The 20,532-nt window shown below is 66.5% G+C and carries 33 protein-coding genes and 1 tRNA gene; 26 read left to right on the top strand and 8 right to left on the bottom strand.

Annotated elements, in window-relative coordinates; translation table 11 throughout:
• Window positions 1-5: 5 nt before the first annotated feature.
• Entirely contained in the window at window positions 6-902 is an 897-nt protein-coding gene (locus RIC54_RS23875) for a hypothetical protein (RefSeq protein WP_350088132.1), read from the bottom strand.
• A gap of 443 nt (window positions 903-1,345) precedes the next feature.
• Complete coding sequence (locus tag RIC54_RS23870) at window positions 1,346-1,528, bottom strand: hypothetical protein (protein WP_350088135.1); 183 nt, start codon at window positions 1,526-1,528, stop codon at window positions 1,346-1,348.
• A 284-nt stretch (window positions 1,529-1,812) separates the two neighbouring features.
• Between RIC54_RS23870 and RIC54_RS23865 the strand changes: the two genes are divergently transcribed.
• The 3 genes from RIC54_RS23865 (at window position 1,813) to RIC54_RS23855 (ending at window position 3,431) form a co-directional block, all read left to right on the top strand.
• Window positions 1,813-2,367 (top strand): helix-turn-helix domain-containing protein, encoded by a 555-nt coding sequence (locus RIC54_RS23865; protein WP_350151504.1) that lies wholly within the window; start codon window positions 1,813-1,815, stop codon window positions 2,365-2,367.
• Window positions 2,368-2,385: 18 nt separating this feature from the next.
• A complete protein-coding gene (locus RIC54_RS23860) occupies window positions 2,386-2,553 on the top strand; it encodes a hypothetical protein (RefSeq protein WP_350151502.1) in 168 nt (55 codons plus the stop codon).
• Between the two features lie 116 nt (window positions 2,554-2,669).
• Complete coding sequence (locus RIC54_RS23855; protein WP_350088141.1) at window positions 2,670-3,431, top strand: hypothetical protein; 762 nt, start codon at window positions 2,670-2,672, stop codon at window positions 3,429-3,431.
• Here the strand turns inward: RIC54_RS23855 and RIC54_RS23850 are convergent.
• Complete coding sequence (locus RIC54_RS23850; RefSeq protein ID WP_350088144.1) at window positions 3,357-4,076, bottom strand: hypothetical protein; 720 nt, start codon at window positions 4,074-4,076, stop codon at window positions 3,357-3,359. The two genes, RIC54_RS23855 and RIC54_RS23850, sit on opposite strands and share 75 nt — an antisense overlap.
• A 74-nt stretch (window positions 4,077-4,150) precedes the next feature.
• On the opposite strand from RIC54_RS23850, the gene RIC54_RS23845 reads away from it, so the two are divergent.
• The 21 genes from RIC54_RS23845 (at window position 4,151) to RIC54_RS23745 (ending at window position 14,618) form a co-directional block, all read left to right on the top strand.
• A complete protein-coding gene (locus RIC54_RS23845; protein WP_350088147.1) occupies window positions 4,151-4,360 on the top strand; it encodes a hypothetical protein in 210 nt (69 codons plus the stop codon).
• 179 nt (window positions 4,361-4,539) lie between these two features.
• Window positions 4,540-4,893, top strand: coding sequence for an XkdD/Y8K6 family phage-associated protein (locus RIC54_RS23840; RefSeq protein WP_350088150.1), 354 nt, complete (start codon window positions 4,540-4,542; stop codon window positions 4,891-4,893).
• A complete protein-coding gene (locus RIC54_RS23835; protein ID WP_350088153.1) occupies window positions 4,893-5,171 on the top strand; it encodes a hypothetical protein in 279 nt (92 codons plus the stop codon). Before RIC54_RS23840 ends, RIC54_RS23835 begins: the two co-directional genes overlap by 1 nt.
• Window positions 5,164-5,412: a hypothetical protein gene (locus RIC54_RS23830; protein ID WP_350088156.1), complete on the top strand. Its 249-nt coding sequence runs from the start codon at window positions 5,164-5,166 to the stop codon at window positions 5,410-5,412. Before RIC54_RS23835 ends, RIC54_RS23830 begins: the two co-directional genes overlap by 8 nt.
• A 3-nt stretch (window positions 5,413-5,415) precedes the next feature.
• A complete protein-coding gene (locus tag RIC54_RS23825; RefSeq protein WP_350088159.1) occupies window positions 5,416-5,775 on the top strand; it encodes a hypothetical protein in 360 nt (119 codons plus the stop codon).
• 2 nt (window positions 5,776-5,777) lie between these two features.
• Entirely contained in the window at window positions 5,778-6,077 is a 300-nt protein-coding gene (locus RIC54_RS23820) for a hypothetical protein (RefSeq protein WP_350088162.1), read from the top strand.
• Window positions 6,077-6,574 (top strand): MarR family winged helix-turn-helix transcriptional regulator, encoded by a 498-nt coding sequence (locus tag RIC54_RS23815; RefSeq protein ID WP_350088165.1) that lies wholly within the window; start codon window positions 6,077-6,079, stop codon window positions 6,572-6,574. The genes RIC54_RS23820 and RIC54_RS23815 overlap by 1 nt, the downstream gene beginning before the upstream one ends.
• Window positions 6,571-6,699, top strand: a complete 129-nt coding sequence (locus tag RIC54_RS23810) for a hypothetical protein (protein ID WP_350088168.1) — start codon at window positions 6,571-6,573, stop codon at window positions 6,697-6,699. The genes RIC54_RS23815 and RIC54_RS23810 overlap by 4 nt, the downstream gene beginning before the upstream one ends.
• 3 nt (window positions 6,700-6,702) lie before the next feature.
• Complete coding sequence (locus tag RIC54_RS23805) at window positions 6,703-6,957, top strand: hypothetical protein (protein ID WP_350088171.1); 255 nt, start codon at window positions 6,703-6,705, stop codon at window positions 6,955-6,957.
• Window positions 6,957-7,364, top strand: a complete 408-nt coding sequence (locus RIC54_RS23800) for a hypothetical protein (protein WP_350088174.1) — start codon at window positions 6,957-6,959, stop codon at window positions 7,362-7,364. Before RIC54_RS23805 ends, RIC54_RS23800 begins: the two co-directional genes overlap by 1 nt.
• A gap of 10 nt (window positions 7,365-7,374) precedes the next feature.
• Entirely contained in the window at window positions 7,375-8,214 is an 840-nt protein-coding gene (locus RIC54_RS23795; RefSeq protein ID WP_350088177.1) for a hypothetical protein, read from the top strand.
• A 7-nt stretch (window positions 8,215-8,221) separates the two neighbouring features.
• Entirely contained in the window at window positions 8,222-9,862 is a 1,641-nt protein-coding gene (locus tag RIC54_RS23790) for a prolipoprotein diacylglyceryl transferase (protein WP_350088180.1), read from the top strand.
• 41 nt (window positions 9,863-9,903) lie between these two features.
• Window positions 9,904-10,551 (top strand): 3'-5' exonuclease, encoded by a 648-nt coding sequence (locus RIC54_RS23785; RefSeq protein ID WP_350088183.1) that lies wholly within the window; start codon window positions 9,904-9,906, stop codon window positions 10,549-10,551.
• A gap of 85 nt (window positions 10,552-10,636) precedes the next feature.
• On the top strand, window positions 10,637-10,939 hold the full coding sequence (locus RIC54_RS23780) for a hypothetical protein (RefSeq protein WP_350088186.1): 303 nt from the start codon (window positions 10,637-10,639) through the stop codon (window positions 10,937-10,939).
• A 1-nt stretch (window position 10,940) separates the two neighbouring features.
• Window positions 10,941-11,183, top strand: a complete 243-nt coding sequence (locus tag RIC54_RS23775; protein WP_350088189.1) for a hypothetical protein — start codon at window positions 10,941-10,943, stop codon at window positions 11,181-11,183.
• Complete coding sequence (locus RIC54_RS23770) at window positions 11,173-11,766, top strand: hypothetical protein (RefSeq protein ID WP_350088192.1); 594 nt, start codon at window positions 11,173-11,175, stop codon at window positions 11,764-11,766. Before RIC54_RS23775 ends, RIC54_RS23770 begins: the two co-directional genes overlap by 11 nt.
• The gene (locus RIC54_RS23765) at window positions 11,759-12,454 is read left to right on the top strand and encodes a hypothetical protein (RefSeq protein WP_350088195.1); all 696 of its coding nucleotides are present in this window, start codon (window positions 11,759-11,761) and stop codon (window positions 12,452-12,454) included. The genes RIC54_RS23770 and RIC54_RS23765 overlap by 8 nt, the downstream gene beginning before the upstream one ends.
• Entirely contained in the window at window positions 12,454-12,663 is a 210-nt protein-coding gene (locus RIC54_RS23760) for a hypothetical protein (protein WP_350088198.1), read from the top strand. The genes RIC54_RS23765 and RIC54_RS23760 overlap by 1 nt, the downstream gene beginning before the upstream one ends.
• Window positions 12,664-12,667: 4 nt before the next feature.
• Entirely contained in the window at window positions 12,668-12,844 is a 177-nt protein-coding gene (locus tag RIC54_RS23755) for a hypothetical protein (RefSeq protein ID WP_350088201.1), read from the top strand.
• Window positions 12,845-12,846: 2 nt separating this feature from the next.
• A complete protein-coding gene (locus RIC54_RS23750; RefSeq protein ID WP_350088204.1) occupies window positions 12,847-13,008 on the top strand; it encodes a hypothetical protein in 162 nt (53 codons plus the stop codon).
• The gene (locus tag RIC54_RS23745) at window positions 12,999-14,618 is read left to right on the top strand and encodes a recombinase family protein (protein WP_350090625.1); all 1,620 of its coding nucleotides are present in this window, start codon (window positions 12,999-13,001) and stop codon (window positions 14,616-14,618) included. The genes RIC54_RS23750 and RIC54_RS23745 overlap by 10 nt, the downstream gene beginning before the upstream one ends.
• Here RIC54_RS23745 and RIC54_RS23740 read toward each other — a convergent pair.
• The 4 genes from RIC54_RS23740 to RIC54_RS23725 form a co-directional block, all read right to left on the bottom strand.
• Window positions 14,575-14,651, bottom strand: a tRNA-Met gene (locus tag RIC54_RS23740). The genes RIC54_RS23745 and RIC54_RS23740 overlap by 44 nt on opposite strands.
• Before the next feature lie 77 nt (window positions 14,652-14,728).
• The gene (gene mnmA / locus RIC54_RS23735; RefSeq protein WP_350088207.1) at window positions 14,729-15,913 is read right to left on the bottom strand and encodes a tRNA 2-thiouridine(34) synthase MnmA; all 1,185 of its coding nucleotides are present in this window, start codon (window positions 15,911-15,913) and stop codon (window positions 14,729-14,731) included.
• A 48-nt stretch (window positions 15,914-15,961) separates the two neighbouring features.
• Window positions 15,962-16,666 (bottom strand): thiaminase II, encoded by a 705-nt coding sequence (gene tenA, locus RIC54_RS23730; protein ID WP_350088210.1) that lies wholly within the window; start codon window positions 16,664-16,666, stop codon window positions 15,962-15,964.
• 27 nt (window positions 16,667-16,693) lie between these two features.
• A complete protein-coding gene (locus tag RIC54_RS23725) occupies window positions 16,694-17,812 on the bottom strand; it encodes a cysteine desulfurase family protein (protein ID WP_350088213.1) in 1,119 nt (372 codons plus the stop codon).
• 177 nt (window positions 17,813-17,989) lie between these two features.
• Between RIC54_RS23725 and RIC54_RS23720 the strand changes: the two genes are divergently transcribed.
• On the top strand, window positions 17,990-18,649 hold the full coding sequence (locus RIC54_RS23720) for an alpha/beta hydrolase (RefSeq protein WP_350088216.1): 660 nt from the start codon (window positions 17,990-17,992) through the stop codon (window positions 18,647-18,649).
• Window positions 18,650-18,655: 6 nt separating this feature from the next.
• Here RIC54_RS23720 and RIC54_RS23715 read toward each other — a convergent pair whose 3' ends face one another.
• Window positions 18,656-19,750, bottom strand: a complete 1,095-nt coding sequence (locus RIC54_RS23715) for an anhydro-N-acetylmuramic acid kinase (protein ID WP_350088219.1) — start codon at window positions 19,748-19,750, stop codon at window positions 18,656-18,658.
• A gap of 92 nt (window positions 19,751-19,842) precedes the next feature.
• Here RIC54_RS23715 and tyrS point away from each other — a divergent pair.
• A partial coding sequence (tyrS, locus tag RIC54_RS23710) for a tyrosine--tRNA ligase (RefSeq protein ID WP_350151499.1) occupies window positions 19,843-20,532 on the top strand: 690 nt, incomplete at its 3' end.

Here is a 20,532-nt window from a genome sequence, read left to right as displayed (position 1 = left end):
ACCGGTCAAGCGGTGCCGGTCTGCGTCGTGGTCGCGGCCTTGGGGCCTCGCGGACTGGCCGAGGTGTCCGGCATGTCGGAGCCGGCGGCACCCTTCACGGCCCCGGCCGCCTCAGCACCCTTCGTGCCGGCGTCGGCGCCGTCCCCCTTGGCCTTCTCGTTCCAGCCCTTGGTCCAGGACTTCCAGGCGTGCGACCCGGTCGAGTAGCGGCACGCGGTGACCGCCTCGTCGTCGTGGTAGGCCTTCGCGCCCTCGGCCATGTAGTAGCCGTGCATCCAGGCGACGAAAGCCTGCGAGCCGGCCTTGAACGGGCAGGCATCCTCGCCCTTGCCCTTGGCGAGCGCTCCAGCACCGGAGGCGCGCTGGCCGATGAAGAAGCTCGACGCGGTCGGGTCCTCCTTGGAGAGGTCCGGGTTGTCGGCCTGGGCGTCCGCTTTGGTGTCGGGCGCCGGTTCGTTCGGTGCCGCGCTGTCGTCGCGATCGTTGGCCGCGGCCGACTTGTTGTCCTTGAACGCGCGCTCGCGCTTCGGCTTCTCGGCCACCGTGACGCCGGCCTGGCCGAGCACGTCGATGAAGTCGAGGGTCTTGCCCTTGGCAAGTGCCGAGAACAGCATCCGGTGCGCCTCGCGGACCGCTTTGCCGTCATCCTCGTCCTCGAACTGCCGGCTCATCTCCTGGCGCTGGAACAGCTTGTAGAAGAGGCCGATGTCCTTCTTGGGCAGGTCGACCTTGGCGGCGAGGTTCGACCACATCTCCTTGCGCTCGTCCTTCATCGGCTGGACGTGCTCGGCGATGGCGGCGTCGATCTCGGCGTCGAGTCTCAGCAGGCGCTTGAAGTCGTCGACGATCGCGGAGTCGATATCCGCGACGTTCGAGAGGGGGGGGTGGGAGTCCTTGGCCATGTGCTCCTCGAAAGAAGGCCTGGCCGACCGAAGCTGGCCAGGCGAGTTGACGGAGGAAACGAGTGCAGGCGGCACTCGCGCACCGGACCGAGTCAGCCCGGCACCACTGAAGGCGGCTGGGATCACCCATGCCGCCGGTATGCTCAGATCGGTTGCCGGCCTTCCACCAGCGTCGCGGCACTTCGTCTCCCCGGGATTCCACCGGGCCAAGCTGCCGTCACCTTCCGTCGTTGCTCCCGTTTGCGAGGTCGGTGCCGACGGATGCGGTCACTCCTCACCGCTTAAGCCCCAGCGGCCGGACCGTTTGGGGCTGTATGCTCAGATCGGAAATCGGCCTCCGGGCCGGGCGGGGTCGGGCAGGGGCGCCCGGACCCGGAGGCGACGACCGCGGTAGGGACGCGGTCTGCGGCGCGCGGCGAGCTGCTGCGCACGCGCCGGTTCGATTAGGCGTTGTCGGCCTTCCCATCGCGCACGTACCCCACCAGGGCCGTCGCGGTTTCGATGATCTTCTTGGCCGTCGTGCCGCCGCCGCTCAGGTGCGCCGGGCACATCGACAGGGCCCGGTCCACCGCCCATTTCCGCAGGGCGACTGCGTCGTCCGGTGTTGCTGCCGTGTCAGTTTTCATGTCGCGTTCCTCTTGCGGTGCTGCTTTACCGCCACAATCTGTGGTCGCGTGTTCAACCCAGGCATTGCCTCAAACCCCAGCCAGCAGTCCGACAGCGCGACCCGTCGCGACGGCGACCAGCGTCGCCACCAGGAGCAGGCCGAGGCGGGTGCGGTCGGTCACGCGGCCTCCGATCCGAAATCAAAGAAGTCGTTAGGCGTCACCTCGCCGTCGGTCGCACGCACGACCAGAGGCATTTTCGTCCTCGATGGTCGCCGCGCACCGCGGCACCAGGCATTGACCGCATGAACCGAACTGTCGACCTGGGGGGCGAATTGCTCGGCGGTGATGCCCTTGCTGTCCAACCATGCTCTGAGCTTCATGGCGCTGACGCTGATACATTTCGTATCTGTTGTCAACACACAGATGATCCACAACGTCTCGCGCAGACTGATCGCGGTACGGGCATCCTGCCTCGTATGAAACAGCGCATCAGGGAATTCCGGGAACGTCGAGGCTGGACAAGGGAGGCCCTGGCAGAGCGCGCCGGCATGGCCGCATCAACGATTCAGAAGTACGAGCAGCGCGATGAAGGGTTGCAGGCGCTTGAGAAGATCCAGCAGCTTGCCAAGGCCCTGGAAGTCCACCCGCTCGCGCTGATTTCGGAAGAAGCCGAACGCCTCCTCAATGTTCGAGACCGCGGCTATGACGAGCGAACCATGGTCGACGCCCTGACCATGGCGCTGGAAACCGTGGAACAGAAGCGGCTGCGAATGACCCCCGAGCAGATCGCCCGCATGGCGCTGCTGTTCTACGAGACGCGGTTTGCGGAGGCGCAGTCGAGTTCGAAGGCCGGGTAGGCCCGCATGGAGCGCCTGGTGGCCCTCGGAATCGCCATGCTGCTGATGGCCATCGTCGTCGGCACACAGGACCCGCTCGACTTCGATCCGGATCCGCTTCTGCAGGGCCTCGTATGGTTCGGGTTCTCGGTTGCGTGCTTCATGGTCGCCTGGTCTCTCAGGGGCTGGCGCCGTCCGCCTGAATAGATCGCGCGGCCCGGTGCGTTTCTGATAACGCAGGCGACCTCTCGACGCAGATCCGCGACTCACCGACAAGATGTTGTCACCGCTTCATTGCGTGCCACCATCCGTGGAAGGGCAATATGCTCGACCAGACCGACTACGCGAACCTTGAGCGGCACATTGCCGCCTATGTCGGCGCCATCGAGACGTCGGGGCTTCGCCTGCGATTCGACGACGACCCCGCCGGCTTTGCCGCTACGCGGGCGCAGTTTGAAGGCTATGTGCACCCTGCCCTCGATCCGGTGCAGAGCCGGATCCCGCCCGGGTCAATGCTTTGGCTTGAGGCAACAGACGCCAGCAGGCGCCCGGTCGGGTGCACCGCGATGCGTCGCTTTGACGGCGAGCGCCTGGCGGACCTGATCTGGTCGCGGCGCATCTGGGGTGATCGCCATCCGCGGCTGCAGCCGATCCGGCCAATTTCACTGCTGTGGCCGCGAGGGATGCCAGAACCCGCCGGCCGCCTTGTCTACTCAGGCGGGCTGTACCTCGATCGAGCCTGGCGCAACAACGCACTGGGCATCCGGATGGTCCGCCTGCTGCGGGCTCTGGTGGTTCGCGATTGGCATCCAGACTGGGTTTTTGGCCTGTCACAAGACAAGATGGCCATCGCCGACTTCCCTCGGCGCTACTACGGCTACACGCGCACCGTGCCGTGCTTCAACGAAGCGACGGACTTCGGCCCCAGGCACGAGCGCGAGTGGCTGTCGATGATCTCGCTTGACGAGATCCGCGGCGAGTTGGATCAGGATCCCTACCGACCGGACGAATCAGTCCCACCCGGCGGGGAACTTCCACCTCTGAATGAGAGAAACGGAGACCATCCGGTTGCCGCAGGGCAGTAGCAGCCGGCGATAGAAGCTGCCCTCCTTGAAGCGCGCCACCTGCCAGAAAATGTCGAACGCCCTGGGTTCGCCATGGGCGAGGCATTCCTGATAGTCAGCACAGATCGTGGTTCGGTAGAGCGGAGTTCGGTTCTGGCGAAACCGAATCCCGGTCTTGTCGATCCCCGTGTAGCTCGACACTTGCGCCGCGTGCTTGATGATCATGTAATCGAGCGGGTCCGGTGCGGTCACGTCAACCACCGACGACCGGTCATCGGCGCTGATATCCTCGACGAACACGAGGTCGTCGGCGCGCCCGCGCCATCGTCTGCACAGGTCACCAAACTCCACCGATGTCCATGGATCGACAACCCTTCGCAGGATGTAGCCCTCCTCATTGCCGGTCACGCGCCAGTCGACGCTTCGCCGCGGCTGCCACATTTCATCCTCATGCCACGCGCGCTCCAGCGACCGTAGCGTGCGGTCGGTGGCCGCCCAGTCATCCGACGTAATTCCGCGCAGCGGCGATTCCGTCAGCTGCGCCGGACGAGCCAAAGCCCTCGCGCTAAGGTGCGAGGCGGCCCTGGCGAAGCGCTGAACATCTCCGCGCAGGATTACCATCTGCCCCTTGAGCATCTCTCCAATCAATGGAGTGTCGTTAACCATTTCTCCCTCCGGTTGCGTTTTCTGGAACGCAATGAGCAAAAATATAGCGCCCTACATAGAATTGACCAGAGGGTATGACGACGCATACGTTCGCTTTGTCGATTGTGCACAACGTACATGCGAAAGGCCGCCTGATGGACGATCAAGAAAAATGGCAGCGGCAGCTTCGCGAGATCGTCAACCAAACGATCCGTGAGCGTGACCAGCGAGAGCGCTGGATTGACCGGATCGTGGGTGCCGTTTCAGGAATCTCAATCCTGGAATTGATACGTTTTGTGATTTGACCTATTGACGCATCACACAAAACGTATCACTTTCATTCCCATCAGGTCGCCGTTGACCTGACGCCGCGCCGCCGACCATAGCGGCCCGGATCCACCGCCAAAGGACGCGCTTTTCGAACGGTTCGGCGGGGTTGCTCTGCTCGGGCGCCCCGCCAGTTCGCGGCGGTCCGGTGATGGGGATGATGGACAGCAAACACACGCAGGGGCCTTGGGTCATCGAAGACCCGATGGGGCCGGAGTCACTCTGGATCGTCGAGGCGGGCAAACAGACCTATGAGTGGCGCTGCATCGCGATGGTCTGTCGTGACGATGACATCGAGGTCAGCGGGCCGAAGATTTCAGCGCGGGAGCAGAACGCCAACGCCCGCCTGATCGCGTCCGCTCCTGCGATGGCGGAGGCGCTGGCAGAGGCGCCGCCGCCGCCTGTCGAAGCGACCGTCGATGAGGCCCGCGCGTGGCTGCTGGAATACGCAGTGTGGTACGGCAGGACCGCCCGCGCCGCCCTCTCCACCGCCACCGGGGAGGCGGGGTGATGGATGGCGTTGTCAGCGCGGTCATTGTGTTCGACGACGAAGGCGACTTTGCCGCCGTTCGTGCCGCCGAAGCCTATTGCCGCGAGCGCGGTTGGTCCGTCGGCAGGATGCAGGCGCGGTCGCCGCGCGGTGTCATCTGCAGGCCGAACATCGACATCCAGAAATGGCGGAATCTGCGCCCCAACGATCGCGCTGCGCTCGACGCCGTGATGGTTGGCGATCGTCAGGGGCCTGTCGAAATCCGGATCGACCTCACCAAGGAGTCCCCCGATGTCTGACCACGGAGACCGTCCGGCGTTCCCGCTGGCGTGGGCCAACACCCTCGAGGCTGGCGAAGGTTTGGGCCTCAGCGCTCGCGAGTACTTCGCGGCCAAGGCGATGCAGGGGATTTTGGCGAGTGGCCCGACCGCCGACCGAGACGCCACCATCCCGCATCTGCTGTCGACCATCGCGAACATGTCCGTTCTGGCCGCCGACGCTCTTATCGCCGCTCTCGCCCGTACCGGTACGGAGGGCTGAGGGATGGCGCGGACCGTCGAAAAGAACTGCAGGGCGTGCGGTGACAACATCACCGTCAGGCTCGCGGACCATAAGCGCGGCTGGGGAGGTTTCTGCGACAAGGCTTGCTCGGCGGCGTTCAAGACCGGCCAGCGACCGAGCGATGTGAATGCTCATCACGCGAAACACAGCCGGTGGGCCGCAGAACGGCCGGCTTGGTTCGAGCGACACCCGCCAACAAAGGCGCCGTCGGTTCACAGCCAAGTCGGCGGCCCGGTCCACGTCGGCAAGGCGCCCAAGCGCCGACAGCCAGAGCCTTTCGACGGCGAGACCGATTTCGAGACGATGCAGGAAGGCTGGGACGGCCACAAGGCGGAGTCCTGACCATGCACGCCCGCAACCCCCACGGTCTGCCGGATCGCATCGTCGAGCGTGTCGACCCGCCCGCCCTGCGCCAGATCGCCCTGCGCCGCTGCTCTCGCGTCTTGGAAGCCGAAGACATCATCCGCCGCCTCGATGCGCTGCGGCAGTCCGCCTCGACGCTGCACGACGCCGCCACGACTACCGACGCCAAGGACGCGATCGAGGGCGTGATGCAGGCCCTCGACAACGCCCTGGAGGACGCCGCGTCCGCCAAGGCTGCGCTGGAAGAGGAAATCACCCCTGAGATGGAGGCCGTACTGTAATGGACGACTTTCGTGCCGACCACGGCGAGCGGCGCACCGATGCCGCCGCCGTCACCCGCCGATACATCGAGGCCGCCAACCTTACCGGGCGCCTGCATCGGCAGTTCCTCGATCTGATCAAGGCAGAACTCGACCGGGCCGGCATCGGCACCATCAATAACGTCCAGGCGATGATCCTGTTCAGCATCGGCCACGACGAGATGGCGGTGGGAGACCTGACGGCTCGCGGTCACTACCTCGGCACCAATGTCTCCTACAACGTCAGCAGGATGGTTCAGAGCGGCCACCTGCTGCAGACCCGATCGAAACACGATCGCCGCTCTCTCCTGCTGAAACTGACCGACAAAGGCCACGAGGTCCGCGCGCTGCTGGTCTCCCTGTTCGAGAGACACGCCGCCGCCATCGAGGCCAGCACGGACCTGAGCGACCTTGTCCAGTTCAGCCAGGTCGGCGCGAAGCTCGACCGGTTCTGGCTCCTGCAGCTGGGCCAGCGATGACCCCCTCCCGCCGCCACAACCCGCTCGCACTGATCCCCGACGAGGTCCTGGCTTGGCTGGGCATCTGCGCGGTGATCGTCGGGCTCGGTGTGCCGGCGGTGCTTGACGCGATTGTGAGGAGTTGAGCGATGAGCGCGCCCCGAATCATGGCCGGCACCGACGTACGCTGGTGCATCCACTGCCGGCCCTGCGACGCCACCCGGGTGCACGACGCGATCGTGCTGAACGGCACGGTCCAGACCTATCGCACCGGTTCGCCCTACGCCCTGGTGACGGTGCGCGACCACGACGGCCGGGACTGGATCAATCGGGACGTCTACCTGCCGGTGACGGACCTGACGCCCGTTGCCCGTGTCGTCGCGCTGCGGCCGAGGGCGCTGTGATGCTCGCCGTCCGCCAGCCAGCCCGGCCCGTGCGAGACATCGAAACGGCCGATCTCAATGTCCCGGAGCCGGGCCTGTACCGCACGAAGCTGGTCAAGGACGGCCCATGGGTGCCGGTGTCGATCACCAGGATGTGCGCCTGCACCGTCAACGGCACGTCGTGGAACGTCGAGCACACGTGGCAGCCGACCTGCGACCGGTTCCCGCACGTCCTGCGCTGCGAGGTCGACGGCCGTGTCGATGACATCTGGCGCTACTGGCCGCACGTCGCACGCCAAAGGCTGTCCCAGGACGACTACGACCTGCTGGCGGAAACGATCGCCTACGAGCGAGCCCATGTGGCCGGTTCGCCCTACGACAACCCGCGCCGCCCGGTGGATCTGGCGCGATCCGCAAGCCTGATCTGAGGAGGATACGATGGCGAACGCTGCCTATACCGACGACGACGCACCTGCGCCCGCCGGCCATAACCGGCCCCCGGCCCTGACGCCGGAAGAACTCAAGGCCGACCTGGAGGAGCGCTATGGCGCGCTGTCCAAGCGCGTACTCGACCGCCGCGCCGGCGCGCTCACCGTCAAGGCGGTCGACGCCGACAACGTCGAGACCGTGCAGGACTTCATCGCGCAGCTGACCGACGACAAGCGCGAGGTCGAGGCGGCGCGCGTGAAGGAGAAGAAGCCGCACGACGACCGCGGCAACGTGGTGCAGGCGTTCTTCAAGCCGGCGATCATCGACAAGCTCGACGGCACGATCGCCGACCTGAACAAGATGAAGCTCGACTACCAGAAGAAGAAGGCGGCCGAGGAGAAGATCGAGCAACAGCGCAAGCTCGCCGAAGCTGAGGCTGAGCGCAAGCGGCTCGCCGCCCAGGAGGAGGCCGCCCGCAAGGCCGCCCAGGACGCCATGGCCGCCGGCGACCGCGAGGCCGCCAAGGAAGCCCTCGCCCAGGTCGACGCGACCAACACCGCCCGCCAGAACGTCGAGGAGGACGCCGCCCGCGTGGCACGCACGGTGTCGACCGGTGCCGTGCGCGGCGCCTACGGCTCCTCGTCCCTGACCGACTTCTGGAACTTCGAGATCGTCGACCCGCTCGCGATGAAGCCCGCCGACCTCTGGCCGTACATCGACCAGGAGGCGATCGACAAGGCCATCCGCTCGCTGATCAAGGAGAAGGCCCCGACCACCCGCGACCCCGCGCCGACGCTCGCCGGCGTGCGGATCTTCGTCGACCAACGCAGCGCCAACCGGAGGAGCTGAGACCACCATGAGCAACAATCACGCTCTCGCCACCCAAGCATCGTCGCCCGGTCTTGTTCGCAGCGATCTGTCGTTTCTCCAGGAAGCCGCCAACACGCCGGGGCTCGCAATCTGGTTTGACGATGAGATCTTCACCCTCGCCACTCGGATCGCCGAACGACTGTCAAAGGCGGACGGGTTTGTACCGCCACATCTGATCGGGAAGCCCGAGGCGTGCTTCTTTGTCGTCGAGAAGTCGCTGATCTGGCGGCTCTCACCTTCGGCGGTAGCCGCTGCCACCTTCATGACCCCCGCCAAGCGGATCGGCTACGAGGGGCGGTTGTGCCAAGCGATTCTGGAGGCATCCGGACAGATCGATGGCGGAATCCACTACGAGCACTACTGCGCAGTAAAGCTGCGCCTCAAAGACGGTGCCGACAAATGGGTGCAGTCCAACGACCCGCAGCTTGATGCCCTCCTTGAGAAAGGTGCCGTCGAGATTGAACGGAAAGGCTGGGAGGCGGTCCAAGGCAAGTTCACCATGAAGCAAGGCCGCAACGGCGGCGACTATGCCGCCCCAACCTATACACCTGAGGACGAGAAGGGGCTGGGGGTGACGGTTGTCGCCCAAGTCCGTGGCGAGGTTGAGCCGCGCCGGTTCGACTTCGCGATGCGCCAAGCACATCCGCGCAACTCGACACTCTGGGCAACCGACCCGAAAACCCAGCTTTGCTACGCGGCCGTGCGCCGGTTCGCGTCTGTCGCTCTACCGCACATCTTCATGGGCGTGCCATTCGACAACGAGGACGGCCGCGAAGATCAAATGATCGACGTGACGCCGTCGTCCGAACCCCGGCCGACCCGATCGAGCGTCCAGAACGCCAAGCGCAAACCTGCAGCGAGCGGACCCGTCATTGATGGCGGCGAAGGCGTCACCGAAGACCTCCCGGCCCACCTGCGCCGTACCAAAGACGACGGGACGAAGGAGCCGGAAGCCCAGCAGGACGACGCCCCGGCCGACACCGGAGAAGCCGACGACGACGGCCCCGAGATCGCCGAGGATCCGCGCGTCTTCGAAATCGTCGATAACCTCGGCGAGGTCCGCCAGTACGAGCACCCGAGCGAAGCGCTCGACGAGTACACCGGCCGCCTGGAGAAGATCGCGAAGCCCGGCAACGCCGACGCCGTGCGCGGCTTCATGGAGAGCAACGCCGACGTCATCGCCTCGATCATCGACGAGGGCCTGGTCGAGGATGCGGCCAGCATCATCATGCAGGTCCAGCAGCAGGCGACCGAGGCGGCACAGCCCAAGAAGACGACGCAGGCGCAGGCCCCAGCCGATGCCAACGGCGACGAGCCGCCGCCTCCGACCTCGGCCGATGACTACGGCGCATCGAACGGCACCGGCGGTGCAACGAAGGGCGTCGCCGGCGCAACGACGGATGACGACTGGCTGGTGCCCTACGACGCCGGCGCCAAGAACTCGACCCGAATGATGGGCTACATCCAGGCCCTGCAGACCAAGATGAAGGCCTGCCAGCACAGCGGCCACTTCGCCCAATTCAACCGGGCGAACCGCGCCAACATCGTGAACTGCATCGAGAAATTCAAACTGGCAGCGGTCAAGGAACTGCTGACTGACCTCGACGCGAACCTCAAGCGCACCTGACCACCCCACCGACCACCAGCCCCAGGAAGGGACCTTTGACCATGGCAATTTTGGTATTCGACACGGAGACAACCGGCCTGCCGAGCCGGGAACTCAATCACCAACTCGACCACCCGGACTATCCCTGGCCGGTCAGTTTCGCGGCCGTGCTGTACGGCAAGGACCGGGACGAGATCACGGCGGTCAACAAGATCATCCGGCCCGACGGCTGGACGGTGCCGGAAGACGCCAGCCGGATCCATGGCATCAGCCACGAGCGCGCCATGGACGAGGGCGTGCCGATCCGTGAGGTGCTCGACGAGTACGCGGCGCTGCGCGAGTCCTGCACCGTGGTCGCCGGTCACCACGTCTCGTTCGATCGGCAGATCATGCGCGCCGCCTTGATGCGCCGCCCGGGCGAGGCGGACGTGGCCACCGGCGACGCCGGCAAGGGCCGCTGGACGGTTCACTGCACCATGCGTCTATCCGAGCCCATCGTGAAGATGCCGCCGACGCAGCGGATGATTGACGTCGGCTGGGGCCACAAGTTCAAGGCGCCGAAGCTCGAGGAGTGCATCAAGCACTTCTTCGGCGAGGACATGGAGGGCGCCCACGACGCGATGAACGACGTGCGGGCCTGCGCTCGCGTGCTGTTCCACCTGGCCGACACCGGCGTGATCGACCTCCCCGCAACCGCTGCTGCCGCCTGATACGGGTCACCAGCGAGGGGGCCGGGCCTGGCTCGACCCCCGTCTGGTGATCTGTACCGGCGGTTGGCCGGGTAGGAGGTAGAGGATGGTCGACATCACGGAGCGCATGACTGCGATGCTGTCGGATCTATGCAAGGCCGCCCGGGCGGGCCGCCGATGCCCGGACGCCCAAGTCTTGCGTCTCATGGGGCACATCTCAGCGACGAACACCGTTCTGGCGCTTGCCGAAGCGGGCAAGATCAAGATCGAGGTCTACGGCCACAACTGGCGCGTGATCGAAATTCTAGAAGGCCCGGACGCGGGGTCTCGAACGGAAGAAAGCCCCCTCGGCGGAAAGCCGTGGTTGATGATTGACGACAGTGGCCGTCACCGGATGGAGGCCGCCTGACATGACATCCCCCACCCTAGAAGGCGCGCTTGCTCTGGAGGCCGCCGCTGGCCGCAGCAGGATTGCGGATGCGTACCGAGCCGGGTACGCGGCTGCGTTGGAGGCGGCTGCGGTCGAAGCATCGGGCTACGTAATCGTGAGCTTGCCCGAAACCGCCGAAGAACGCGCAGCCACCAAAACCGCCCGGTCGATCTACGACGCCATCCGCGCTCTCCCCATCCCGGAGGCCGACCATGACCGATGACGCCAACATTACGTCCCGTGCCCGTCGAATCGCCGATGAACTTTGGCTCGCTGGCTGCAAGGACGGCGCCTACCCGCGCGACATCATCGCCAAGTCAATCGTGCCAGCGGTTCTCGCCGAGCAAGCCGCCGAGATAGCACGACTCCGGGACGGTGGGGCGTCCTCAGTCAAACGGCTGCTCGACCGGGCGCAAGGTGCAGAGGAAGCCGCCGCCAAGCTGCGCGCCGACCTCGATAGCCACCGCGCCGTGGTCGAGATGCTGCGAGACGAGATCGCCGAACTCCGGGACGGTGGGTGGCGACCGATAGACGATGAGGCGAAACGCGCAGCAGAGATCCTCGCGTACAGCGAGCACGGCGGGACCGGGGTGATGCTCGTTCGCTGGATTGCCATGGTCGACTTCCTGACCGACAGCGAGATCGAGGAACTCATCCGCCAAGGCGCGAGCGCCGACATGCTGGAAACGCCCGATTGGTTCCACGCCGACTTCATCCACGGCGACCGGCTGTCACCTGACTGTTACCCGACTCATTGGATGCCGTGCCCGCCTCTCCCCATCGACACGGGAGATGACAATGGGTGACAAGCCGATCCTTTTCAGTGGCCCGGTGGTCAGAGCGTTGCTCGACGGGCGGAAGACCCAGACGCGGCGGATCTTGAAGCCGCAGCCCGAGCACAAGCAGATCCACGATTTCCGGGGCCGCCGGCTCTGGGAATGCGATCATCGGATGTGGTGCTGGAAGCATCTGGTGCTCGACAACATCTGGGACTTCCCCGATGGCGAGGACCGCAAGACGCTTGCGGCGGCACAGCGCTACGCCGTCGGCGACCGGCTCTGGGTCCGGGAGTCCTTCGCGATCGTCCCGCGCACCGCTTACCGAATGAGCGAAGGCGTGCAGCAGACCCTACGCCCGGAAAACGACCACGACGCCGCGATCTATCGCGAGGGCTGGGATCGTTCGAAGCCCGGCCCATGGCGCCCCTCGATCCACATGCCCCGCTGGGCTTCCCGCCTCACGCTGACCGTCACCGACGTTCGGGTGCAGCGGCTGCAGGACATTAGCGAGGCCGACGCTGTTGCGGAGGGCGTGTCCGGTTCTGCGGGCGGATGGTGGACCGCCGCAGAGGGCCAAGCCGGGACGACGCCTCGCGCCGCATTCGGCCTGCTCTGGAACAGCATCAACGGCCCCGATGCTTGGGATCAGAACCCGTGGGTCGCGGCCTACACCTTCACCGTCGATCACCGGAACATCGACACGGGAGAAGCGTGATGGCCGACGGCCCCGTCTTTCAGCGCTGGTCGAAAGCGCAGGACATGTACCTCAAGGACAATTGGGGCCGGGCTCCCATCGCTGAAATCGCCGCCGCCCTCGGGCGCACCGAGAAGGCAATCACTGAGCGCGCCTACAAGGTGGTGGGCACTACGCTCGACCGCGACCCGAAGGCCGGCCGCCGCAAAGGCCGGCGGCTGCCCCGCTAACACCATGACCCGCCGCACCCCGCCCCGCTCTGTCCTCGTCGGCCACCTGATGGTCGCGCTGTCAGTGCACATGACGGCGGCAGTGGATGCGGTGCGCGCCGGTGCAGATCCGGCAATCCTCGACACGCTCGCGGTGGTGGTCGAGGCGGCACGGGCAATCGCTGACGACGAGGCGCCCTGACGATGCCTGACGGCGCCGCGCCCTCGCTTCGTGAAGTCGACCCGGATGAACTCTGGGACGACGAGACCGTGGATGCGTTCGCCGTGCTGATTGCCCGAACGCTGGCCCGTCGTCATCATGACGCCGAGGAACGCGCGCGGCGGGAGGCAGGCCCATGCGAGTAGCGATCTACGCCCGGTATTCATCCGAGCACCAATCAGAGCGCTCGATCGACGATCAGGTCCGGCTCTGCCGCGAGCACGCCGACCGGCACGGCTGGCAGGTGGTCGAGGTCTACGCCGACTATGCCATCAGCGGAGCGCACCTCAAGTCCCGCCCCCAGGCCCAGGCGATGATGACGGCCGCGCGCGAGGGCGGACGATTCGACGCGGTGCTTGCCGAAGCGCTCGACAGGCTGTCCCGCGACCAGGAGGACATCGCCGGCCTGCACAAGCGGCTGCTGTTCGCCAACGTCGCCCTGGTCACGGTGTCGGAAGGCCCGATCACTGAGTTGCATGTCGGGCTCAAGGGCACCATGAACGCGCTGTTCCTGGTCGACCTCGCCAAGAAGATCCGCCGCGGGCAGTCCGGCCGGGCGCATGACGGCTTCACGCCCGGCGGCCTCGCCTACGGCTACGATGTGGTGCGCGAACTCGACGCCAAGGGTGAGCCGATCCGGGGCCTGCGGACCGTCAACCCTGAGCAGGCGGCCATCGTGCGCCGGATCTTCGCCGAATATGTCGCCGGACGGTCGGCGCTGGTGATCGCCCAGGGCCTGAACGCCGACGGCATCCCGAGCCCGACCGGCAGCATCTGGCGCAAGTCCGTCATCAACGGCAACCGGGCGCGGGGTTCCGGCATCCTCTGGAACATGGCCTATCGTGGCGTCCTGGTGCACAACCGCATCCGAATGGTGAAGGACCCCGAGACCGGCAAGCGGATCAGTCGGCCGAATCCGGTCGAGGAATGGATCACCGTAGACGTGCCGGCCTTGCGCATCATCGACGAAGCCACATGGCAGGCCGCTCAGGCGGTCAAGGAGCAGTATAGCGGCCTCGCCGGTATCAGCCGGCGCCCGCGTCCCAAGCACCTGCTGTCGGGCCTGCTGCGGTGCGGCTGCTGCGGGGCGTCCATGACGGTCTACAGCGGCGAGAAGACCCGGTGTGCTACCCGGCGCGAGGGTGGCATCTGCAGCAACGATCGCACCGTCCTGCTGTCGGTCGCCGGCGAGCGGATCATGGGCGGCCTACGCCGCAACCTGCTGTCCGCCCGGGTGCTGGCCAAGTTCATCAAAACCTATGAAGCCGAGAGGCGAACCCTGCGCTCGCAACGTGCCGCCACACACCAGCGCTCGACCACGAGGCTGCGCGAGATCCAGGCGACCATGGACAACCTCGTCGACGCGATCGGCGCCGGCATCGCGTCCGACACCATGAAGCGCCGACTGGTGGACCTGGAGCAGGAAGCGGCCATCCTGCGCCGGCAGATCGCCGAGCCCGATGACAACCGGGTGGTCTCGCTGCACCCGGCCGCCGTCGACGAATACCGTCGCGAGATCGACACCCTTCTGGATCTGCTGGCAAGCGACGACGTCGCCCAGGCGGGCGCCAGCGCCATGCTGCGCAATATCATCGACCGAATAGACGTGATGCCGTTGGAGGGTCGCGGCCAGTACGAACTGCGCGTCATGACCAAGATCGAGACCCTGATCGAACTAGCGACCGGCACCCACGGCGTTGGGTGCGGAACGGTGGTAGCGGAGGAGGGACTTGAACCCCCGACACGTGGATTATGATTCCACTGCTCTAACCAGCTGAGCTACTCCGCCACCGAGACCGGCATGGCCGGCGGACGGTCGATATACGCACGGGCCTCCGCCGTGTCAACGATCCCGCGGCAAGGCACTCAGGCCGCCACGGTTCCGGCCGGCGCCTCGATCCCGCGGATCCAGCCGCCGCCCAGGACGCGGGCGCCATCTTCGCCATAGAACACCGCCGCCTGGCCGGCCGAGACGCCGTACTGCGGCTCCTCAAGCACCACCCGGGCGCCGCCGGCCGCGTCGCCGTACACCGTCGCCGTCACCGGTGCCTGCGCCGAGCGCAGCTTGACCTGCGCACGCACGCCCGAGACCGGAACACCATCGGCTGCTCCCAGCCAGTTGACCTCGCCGACCAGCACGGTCTCGGCTGCCAGCGCCTCGCGTGGGCCGACGATCACCCGCCGGGCGTCCGGGTCCAGGCGGACCACGTACAGCGGATCGGTCGCCGCCTCGCCTTCCGCGTCACGGCGGCCACCGACACCGATGCCCCGGCGCTGGCCGACCGTGTAGTGGATCACACCGTCGTGCCGGCCAAGCACGGTGCCGTCCAGATGCACGATGTCGCCGGGGTCGGCCGCGCCGGGCCGCAGCTTCTTCACCACCTCGGCATAATTGCCGTTCGGCACGAAGCAGATGTCCTGGCTGTCCGGCTTGTCCTGCACCACGAGGCCGAGGCGACGGGCCTCGTGACGGGTCGCCTCCTTGCTCATGCTGCCGAGCGGGAAACGCAGGAAAGCCAACTGCTCCGGCGTGGTGGCGAACAGGAAGTAGCTCTGGTCCTTGCCGGGATCGACCGCTCGGTGCAGTTCCGGCCCGTGCGGGCCACGCACGCGGCGGACATAGTGGCCGGTCGCCAACGCCTCGGCGCCGAGGTCGCGGGCCGTGGCCAGCAGGTCGCGGAACTTGACCGTCTGGTTGCAGCGCACGCACGGGATCGGGGTTTCGCCGCGCAGGTAGCTGTCGGCGAAATCGTCGATCACGCTCTCGCGGAACCGGCTTTCATAGTCGAGCACGTAGTGCGGGATGCCGAGCCGCTCGGCCACCGTGCGGGCGTCGTGGATGTCGGAGCCGGCGCAGCACGCCCCCTTGCGCGCCACCGCGGCGCCATGGTCGTACAGCTGCAGGGTGATGCCGACGACGTCGTAGCCGGCCTCCTTCAGCAGTGCGGCGGTCACCGAGCTGTCGACGCCGCCGGACATGGCCACCACCACCCGGCAGGCGCTGCGCGGCCCCGGCAGGCCGAGATCGAGATCGGGAACGGTCGTGCTCATGACGGGGATATAGGGCCGGGCACCGGTATGACGCAAGCAACCACGACGTCAGTTTCGGTGCGCGGCGTCGAGGCCCATCTGCCAGAAGCCAACTTCAAGGTCAGTTGCGAGACGGAAGGTTGCCGCCAGGGAGTCGAAGCGGGCCTCGCCGCCGCGCCGCACCGCCAGCCGTTCGATCTGGGCGACCGACTTTCGCACTACTTCGCGGTAGTCCGGGCCGGAGTACATGGTGATCCAGGCGTCATAAGGGTTGCCGGCGCCGCGCCGGGTGGCCGGGTCGGCCGCCAGTCGGGCGCCGATCACGCCGTATCCGATCACACACGGAGCCAGGGCGGCATAAAGGTCGAGCAGGTCGCCGGCATGGCCGCGGTCGAGCACGAAGCGGGTGTAGGCGACGCAGGCCGGGTCCTCGGGAACGGCCGCCATCTCCGCCTCGGTCATACCAAGGCCGGCGCAATACTGAACGTGCAGTTTCATTTCGGTATCGACCAGAGCGGATACCGTTGCGGCCGCGGAACGCATGTCGTCCAGCGTGTCCGACTTGTAGACTGCCAGGGCGTAGGCCCGCGCGAAGTGGATCAGGAACAGGTAGTCCTGCTGCAGGTAGTACCGGAACGCCGCAGACGGTAGTGCGCCGTCGGCCATGCCGGCGACGAAGGGATGACGGGTGTAGGCATCCCAGGAAGCGGTGCAGGCATCGATCAATCGGGCGCTGAACGTGCCGGCGGGTACGAGGTCGGTGCTGTCGGTCATTGCGTGGTTTGTCCTGGTCCTGATGATTCAATCTGATCGGGCGGCGGGCGACAGCCGTTCCCGCATCGCCGCCCACGCGGCAATGAACCGGTCGACGTCCGCGGCCGTGGTGTTCCAGCCGAGGCTGATCCGGATGGCCTGCCCGGCGATCGGGTCGTCGCCGAGCATAGCGGCCAGCACGTGCGAGCGCTTCACCTTGCCGGAGGAACAGGCGGAACCAGCGCTGACCGCCACGCCCGCAAGGTCCAGCGCCATCACCTGGGTCTCGGCCGGCACGCCCGGCAGGCCGAGGCAGGTCGTCGTCGCGACCCGGTCGGCCGCCTGCCCGAACAGCCGGGCCTCCGGCGCCAATGCAAGGACCTCCACTTCCAGATGGTCTCGCAGGACGCGGATGCGCCCGATCTCATCGCCGCCGGTTGCCCCGGTCGCCTCGGCTGCGGCACCGAAGCCGGCGATGCCCGACAGGTTCTCGGTGCCGGAGCGATACCCCCGCTCCTGTCCGCCGCCGACGGCTAGCGCCTGTACCGCGACCCCGGGCCGGACCACGAGCGCGCCGACACCGGCTGGGCCACCGATCTTGTGCGCCGACAGCGCCATCAGGTCCGCCCCGTCCAGCGGCGCGGGATCGAGCTTGCCAGCGCCCTGGATCGCATCGACATGCACCAGCGCGCCGGCGGCGTGCGCGAGCCGGATCACCTCGGCGACCGGCTGGATCACCCCGGTCTCATTGTTTACCCACATCACCGAGACCAGGGTCGGCATCTCCCTGTCAGCCAGCAGCCGCTCCAGGTCCGCCAGGTCGACACGACCATCGGCATCGATGGCAATCCGCTTCGCACCGTCGGCGGCTGCCAATACGGCGTCATGCTCGATCGCCGAGACCAGGCACCGCCCTCGGTTGGTTCCGCGTACCGCCAGGGCATCGGCCTCGGTCCCGCCGGAGGTAAACACCACCTGCGCCGCCGGCCGTCCGACCAGGGCTGCAACCTGCGCTCTCGCCGCCTCCAACCGTCCCCGTGCGGCGCGACCGGCGCCGTGCACTGACGACGGGTTCCCCACGGCACGAGCCGTCTCGACCAGCGCGTCCAGCGCGGCCGGCCGGATCGGCGTGGTGGCGTTGTGATCGAGATAGACCGCTGCGGTCATGTCCGGGTCCCTTGCATGCCCACGTGGTACGAACCGCGCCGTCAGCCGTCAATCGCTCACCGTCGCGACGGTCGCTCTGGACTCTCTGCCGACTGTGCCAACATTCATCGGAATCGACAAAACGGCGCCCAACGCGCTATGTGCACCGCTTACGCCGAGTTCGGTCGCGAGGAAATGATGCCCGAGGTTACGATCAACGGTCCCGAAGGACGCATCGAGGGACGTTATCTACACGCTGCAGAGCCGAACGCCCCGATCGCGCTGATGCTGCACCCGCATCCACAGCACGGCGGCACGATGAACAACAAGGTCGTGTACTCAATGTACCAGACCTTCGTTGCGAGAGGGTTCTCAACGCTGCGCTTCAACTTCCGTGGCGTCGGCCGCTCGCAGGGTGTCTACACCGGTGGCGAGGGCGAGCTGTCGGATGCGGCGACCGCGCTGGACTGGCTGCAGACCTACAACCCGAACGCCAAGTACTGCTGGATCGGCGGCTTCTCGTTCGGCGCCTGGATCGGCATGCAGTTGCTGATGCGCCGCCCGGAGATCACTGGCTTCGTGTCGATCGCCCCGCCGGCCAACATGTTCGACTTCACGTTCCTGGCTCCCTGTCCGGCCTCCGGTATCATGGTCCAGGGCGACCAGGACGACATCGTCACGCCGGAGTCGGTGAAGAAGCTGGTCGACAAGTTGTCGGCCCAGCGCGGCATCACCATCACCCACACGGTGATCAAGGGTGCGAACCACTTTTTCGGCCAGCAGATCGACCAGTTGACCGACATCGTCGGCACCTATCTCGACAAGTCGATCGCCGCCCACGACAAGGCGTCTGCCTGACCGACGTCACCCTCGCTTTGGCCAGAACCGGCCACCGGTCATCGGCCTCGGAGCGTGCGTCGTTCCGGGAAAGCTGATCGGCAGGCCGAGGCGGCTGCGCACCGCCAGATAGGCGAAGGCCTGGGCTTCCAGCGCATCGCCATCCCAGCCCAGCGTGTCGGCGTCATCGACCGGCACGCCGAGGCGGGAGCGGAGCCCTGACATCAGCACCGGATTCCGACGGCCACCGCCGCACACAATCCAGCGTGCCGGTCGGACAGGCAGCCAATCAACGGCACGGACAACGGCCGCCACCGAGAACGCCGCCAGCAGTGCCGCTCCATCCGTGGCGCCCAATCCAGCCGTCGCACTGTCGGCAATCGAGGCGAACTCGTCCCGATCCAGGGATTTCGGCGGTTTCCGGCCGAAATACGCGTGTTCCATCAGCCGGTCGAGTCGGCGACGATCGACCTGCCCGCCGGCCGCCAGCACGCCGCCGGCGTCGTACGGCTGACCGGTCATCCGCCGGCACCAGTCATCGAGCGGGGCGTTGGCCGGCCCGGTGTCGAACGCCAACAGATCGTCGTCGCCGGGGCCGATCCAGGTGACATTGCCGACTCCGCCCAGGTTCAGCACGGCGACCGGTCGCTCCAGGCCGCCGGCCAGCGCCCGGTGGTAGACCGGCGCCAGCGGCGCACCCTCACCGCCGGCCGCCACATCGGCGTAGCGCAAGCCGTCGACCACATCGATGCCCAGTGCCGCCGCCAACCGGGCACCGTCGCCGATCTGGCGGGTGATGCCCCTGTCCGGCTCATGGCGAATGGTGTGACCATGGAACCCGACGATGTCGACCGACTCCGGGGCCAGTCCGGCTTCATCGAGCAGGCGCCGAACGGCGGCAGCGTGCCGATCCGTCAGTTCGCGTTCGACCCCGGTGACATCGCCGCGCTCGCCCAGGACCGAGCGCAGCTTCGCCCGAAAGTCGTCGTCATAGGGGATCGTCACCGCCGGCCCCGACTCGACGTGCAGCTGCCCGTCGGTGCGGATCACCGCCGCGTCGATGCCGTCCATGGACGTGCCGCTCATCAGGCCGATGGTGGTGGTCAGATCGGAGGATTCCATCCGTCGACCATCCCGCGCCGATGGTCGACTGGCAAGCGCCGCGTGTGGTACATCCCGTCGCCCCGCGCGGACTTGCAAGACGGACCCGAACCATGACGACGCCCCGCTCCGATTTCCTGAAGGCGATCATCGATCGCGGCTTCTTTCACCAGTGCACCGACCTGGAAGCCCTGGACGCCGAGTTCGCATCCAAGATGGTCACGGGATACATCGGGTTCGACTGCACTGCAGACAGCCTGCACATTGGCTCGCTGCTGCAGATCATGCTGCTGCGCTGGATGCAGAAGACCGGCCACAAGCCGATCGTGCTGATGGGCGGCGGCACCTCCAAGGTCGGCGATCCGTCGTTCAAGGACGAAGCGCGCAAGCTGCTGTCCGAGGAGGATATTGCCCGCAACAAGGCCGGCATCCTGCAGGTCTTCGACAAATACCTCGCCTTCGGCGACGCCGCGACCGACGCCGTCATGGTCGACAACGCCGACTGGCTGGACAAGTTGGAGTACATCCCGTTCCTGCGGAACTTCGGTGCGCACTTCTCGGTCAACCGGATGCTCAGCTTCGATTCGGTAAAGTTGCGCCTGGAGCGCGAGCAGTCGCTGAGCTTTCTTGAGTTCAACTACATGATCCTGCAGGCATACGACTTCCTGGAGCTGCGCCGCCGCTACGGGTGCGTGCTGCAGATGGGCGGCTCCGACCAGTGGGGCAACATCGTCAATGGCGTCGAACTGACCCGGCGAGTCGACCAACAGACCATTTTCGGCCTGACCTCGCCGCTGATCACC

Source organism: Thalassobaculum sp. (assembly GCF_040219215.1).
Classification (GTDB): Bacteria; Pseudomonadota; Alphaproteobacteria; order Thalassobaculales; family Thalassobaculaceae; genus Thalassobaculum_A.
This window is presented reverse-complemented; position numbering and strand designations above follow the sequence as displayed.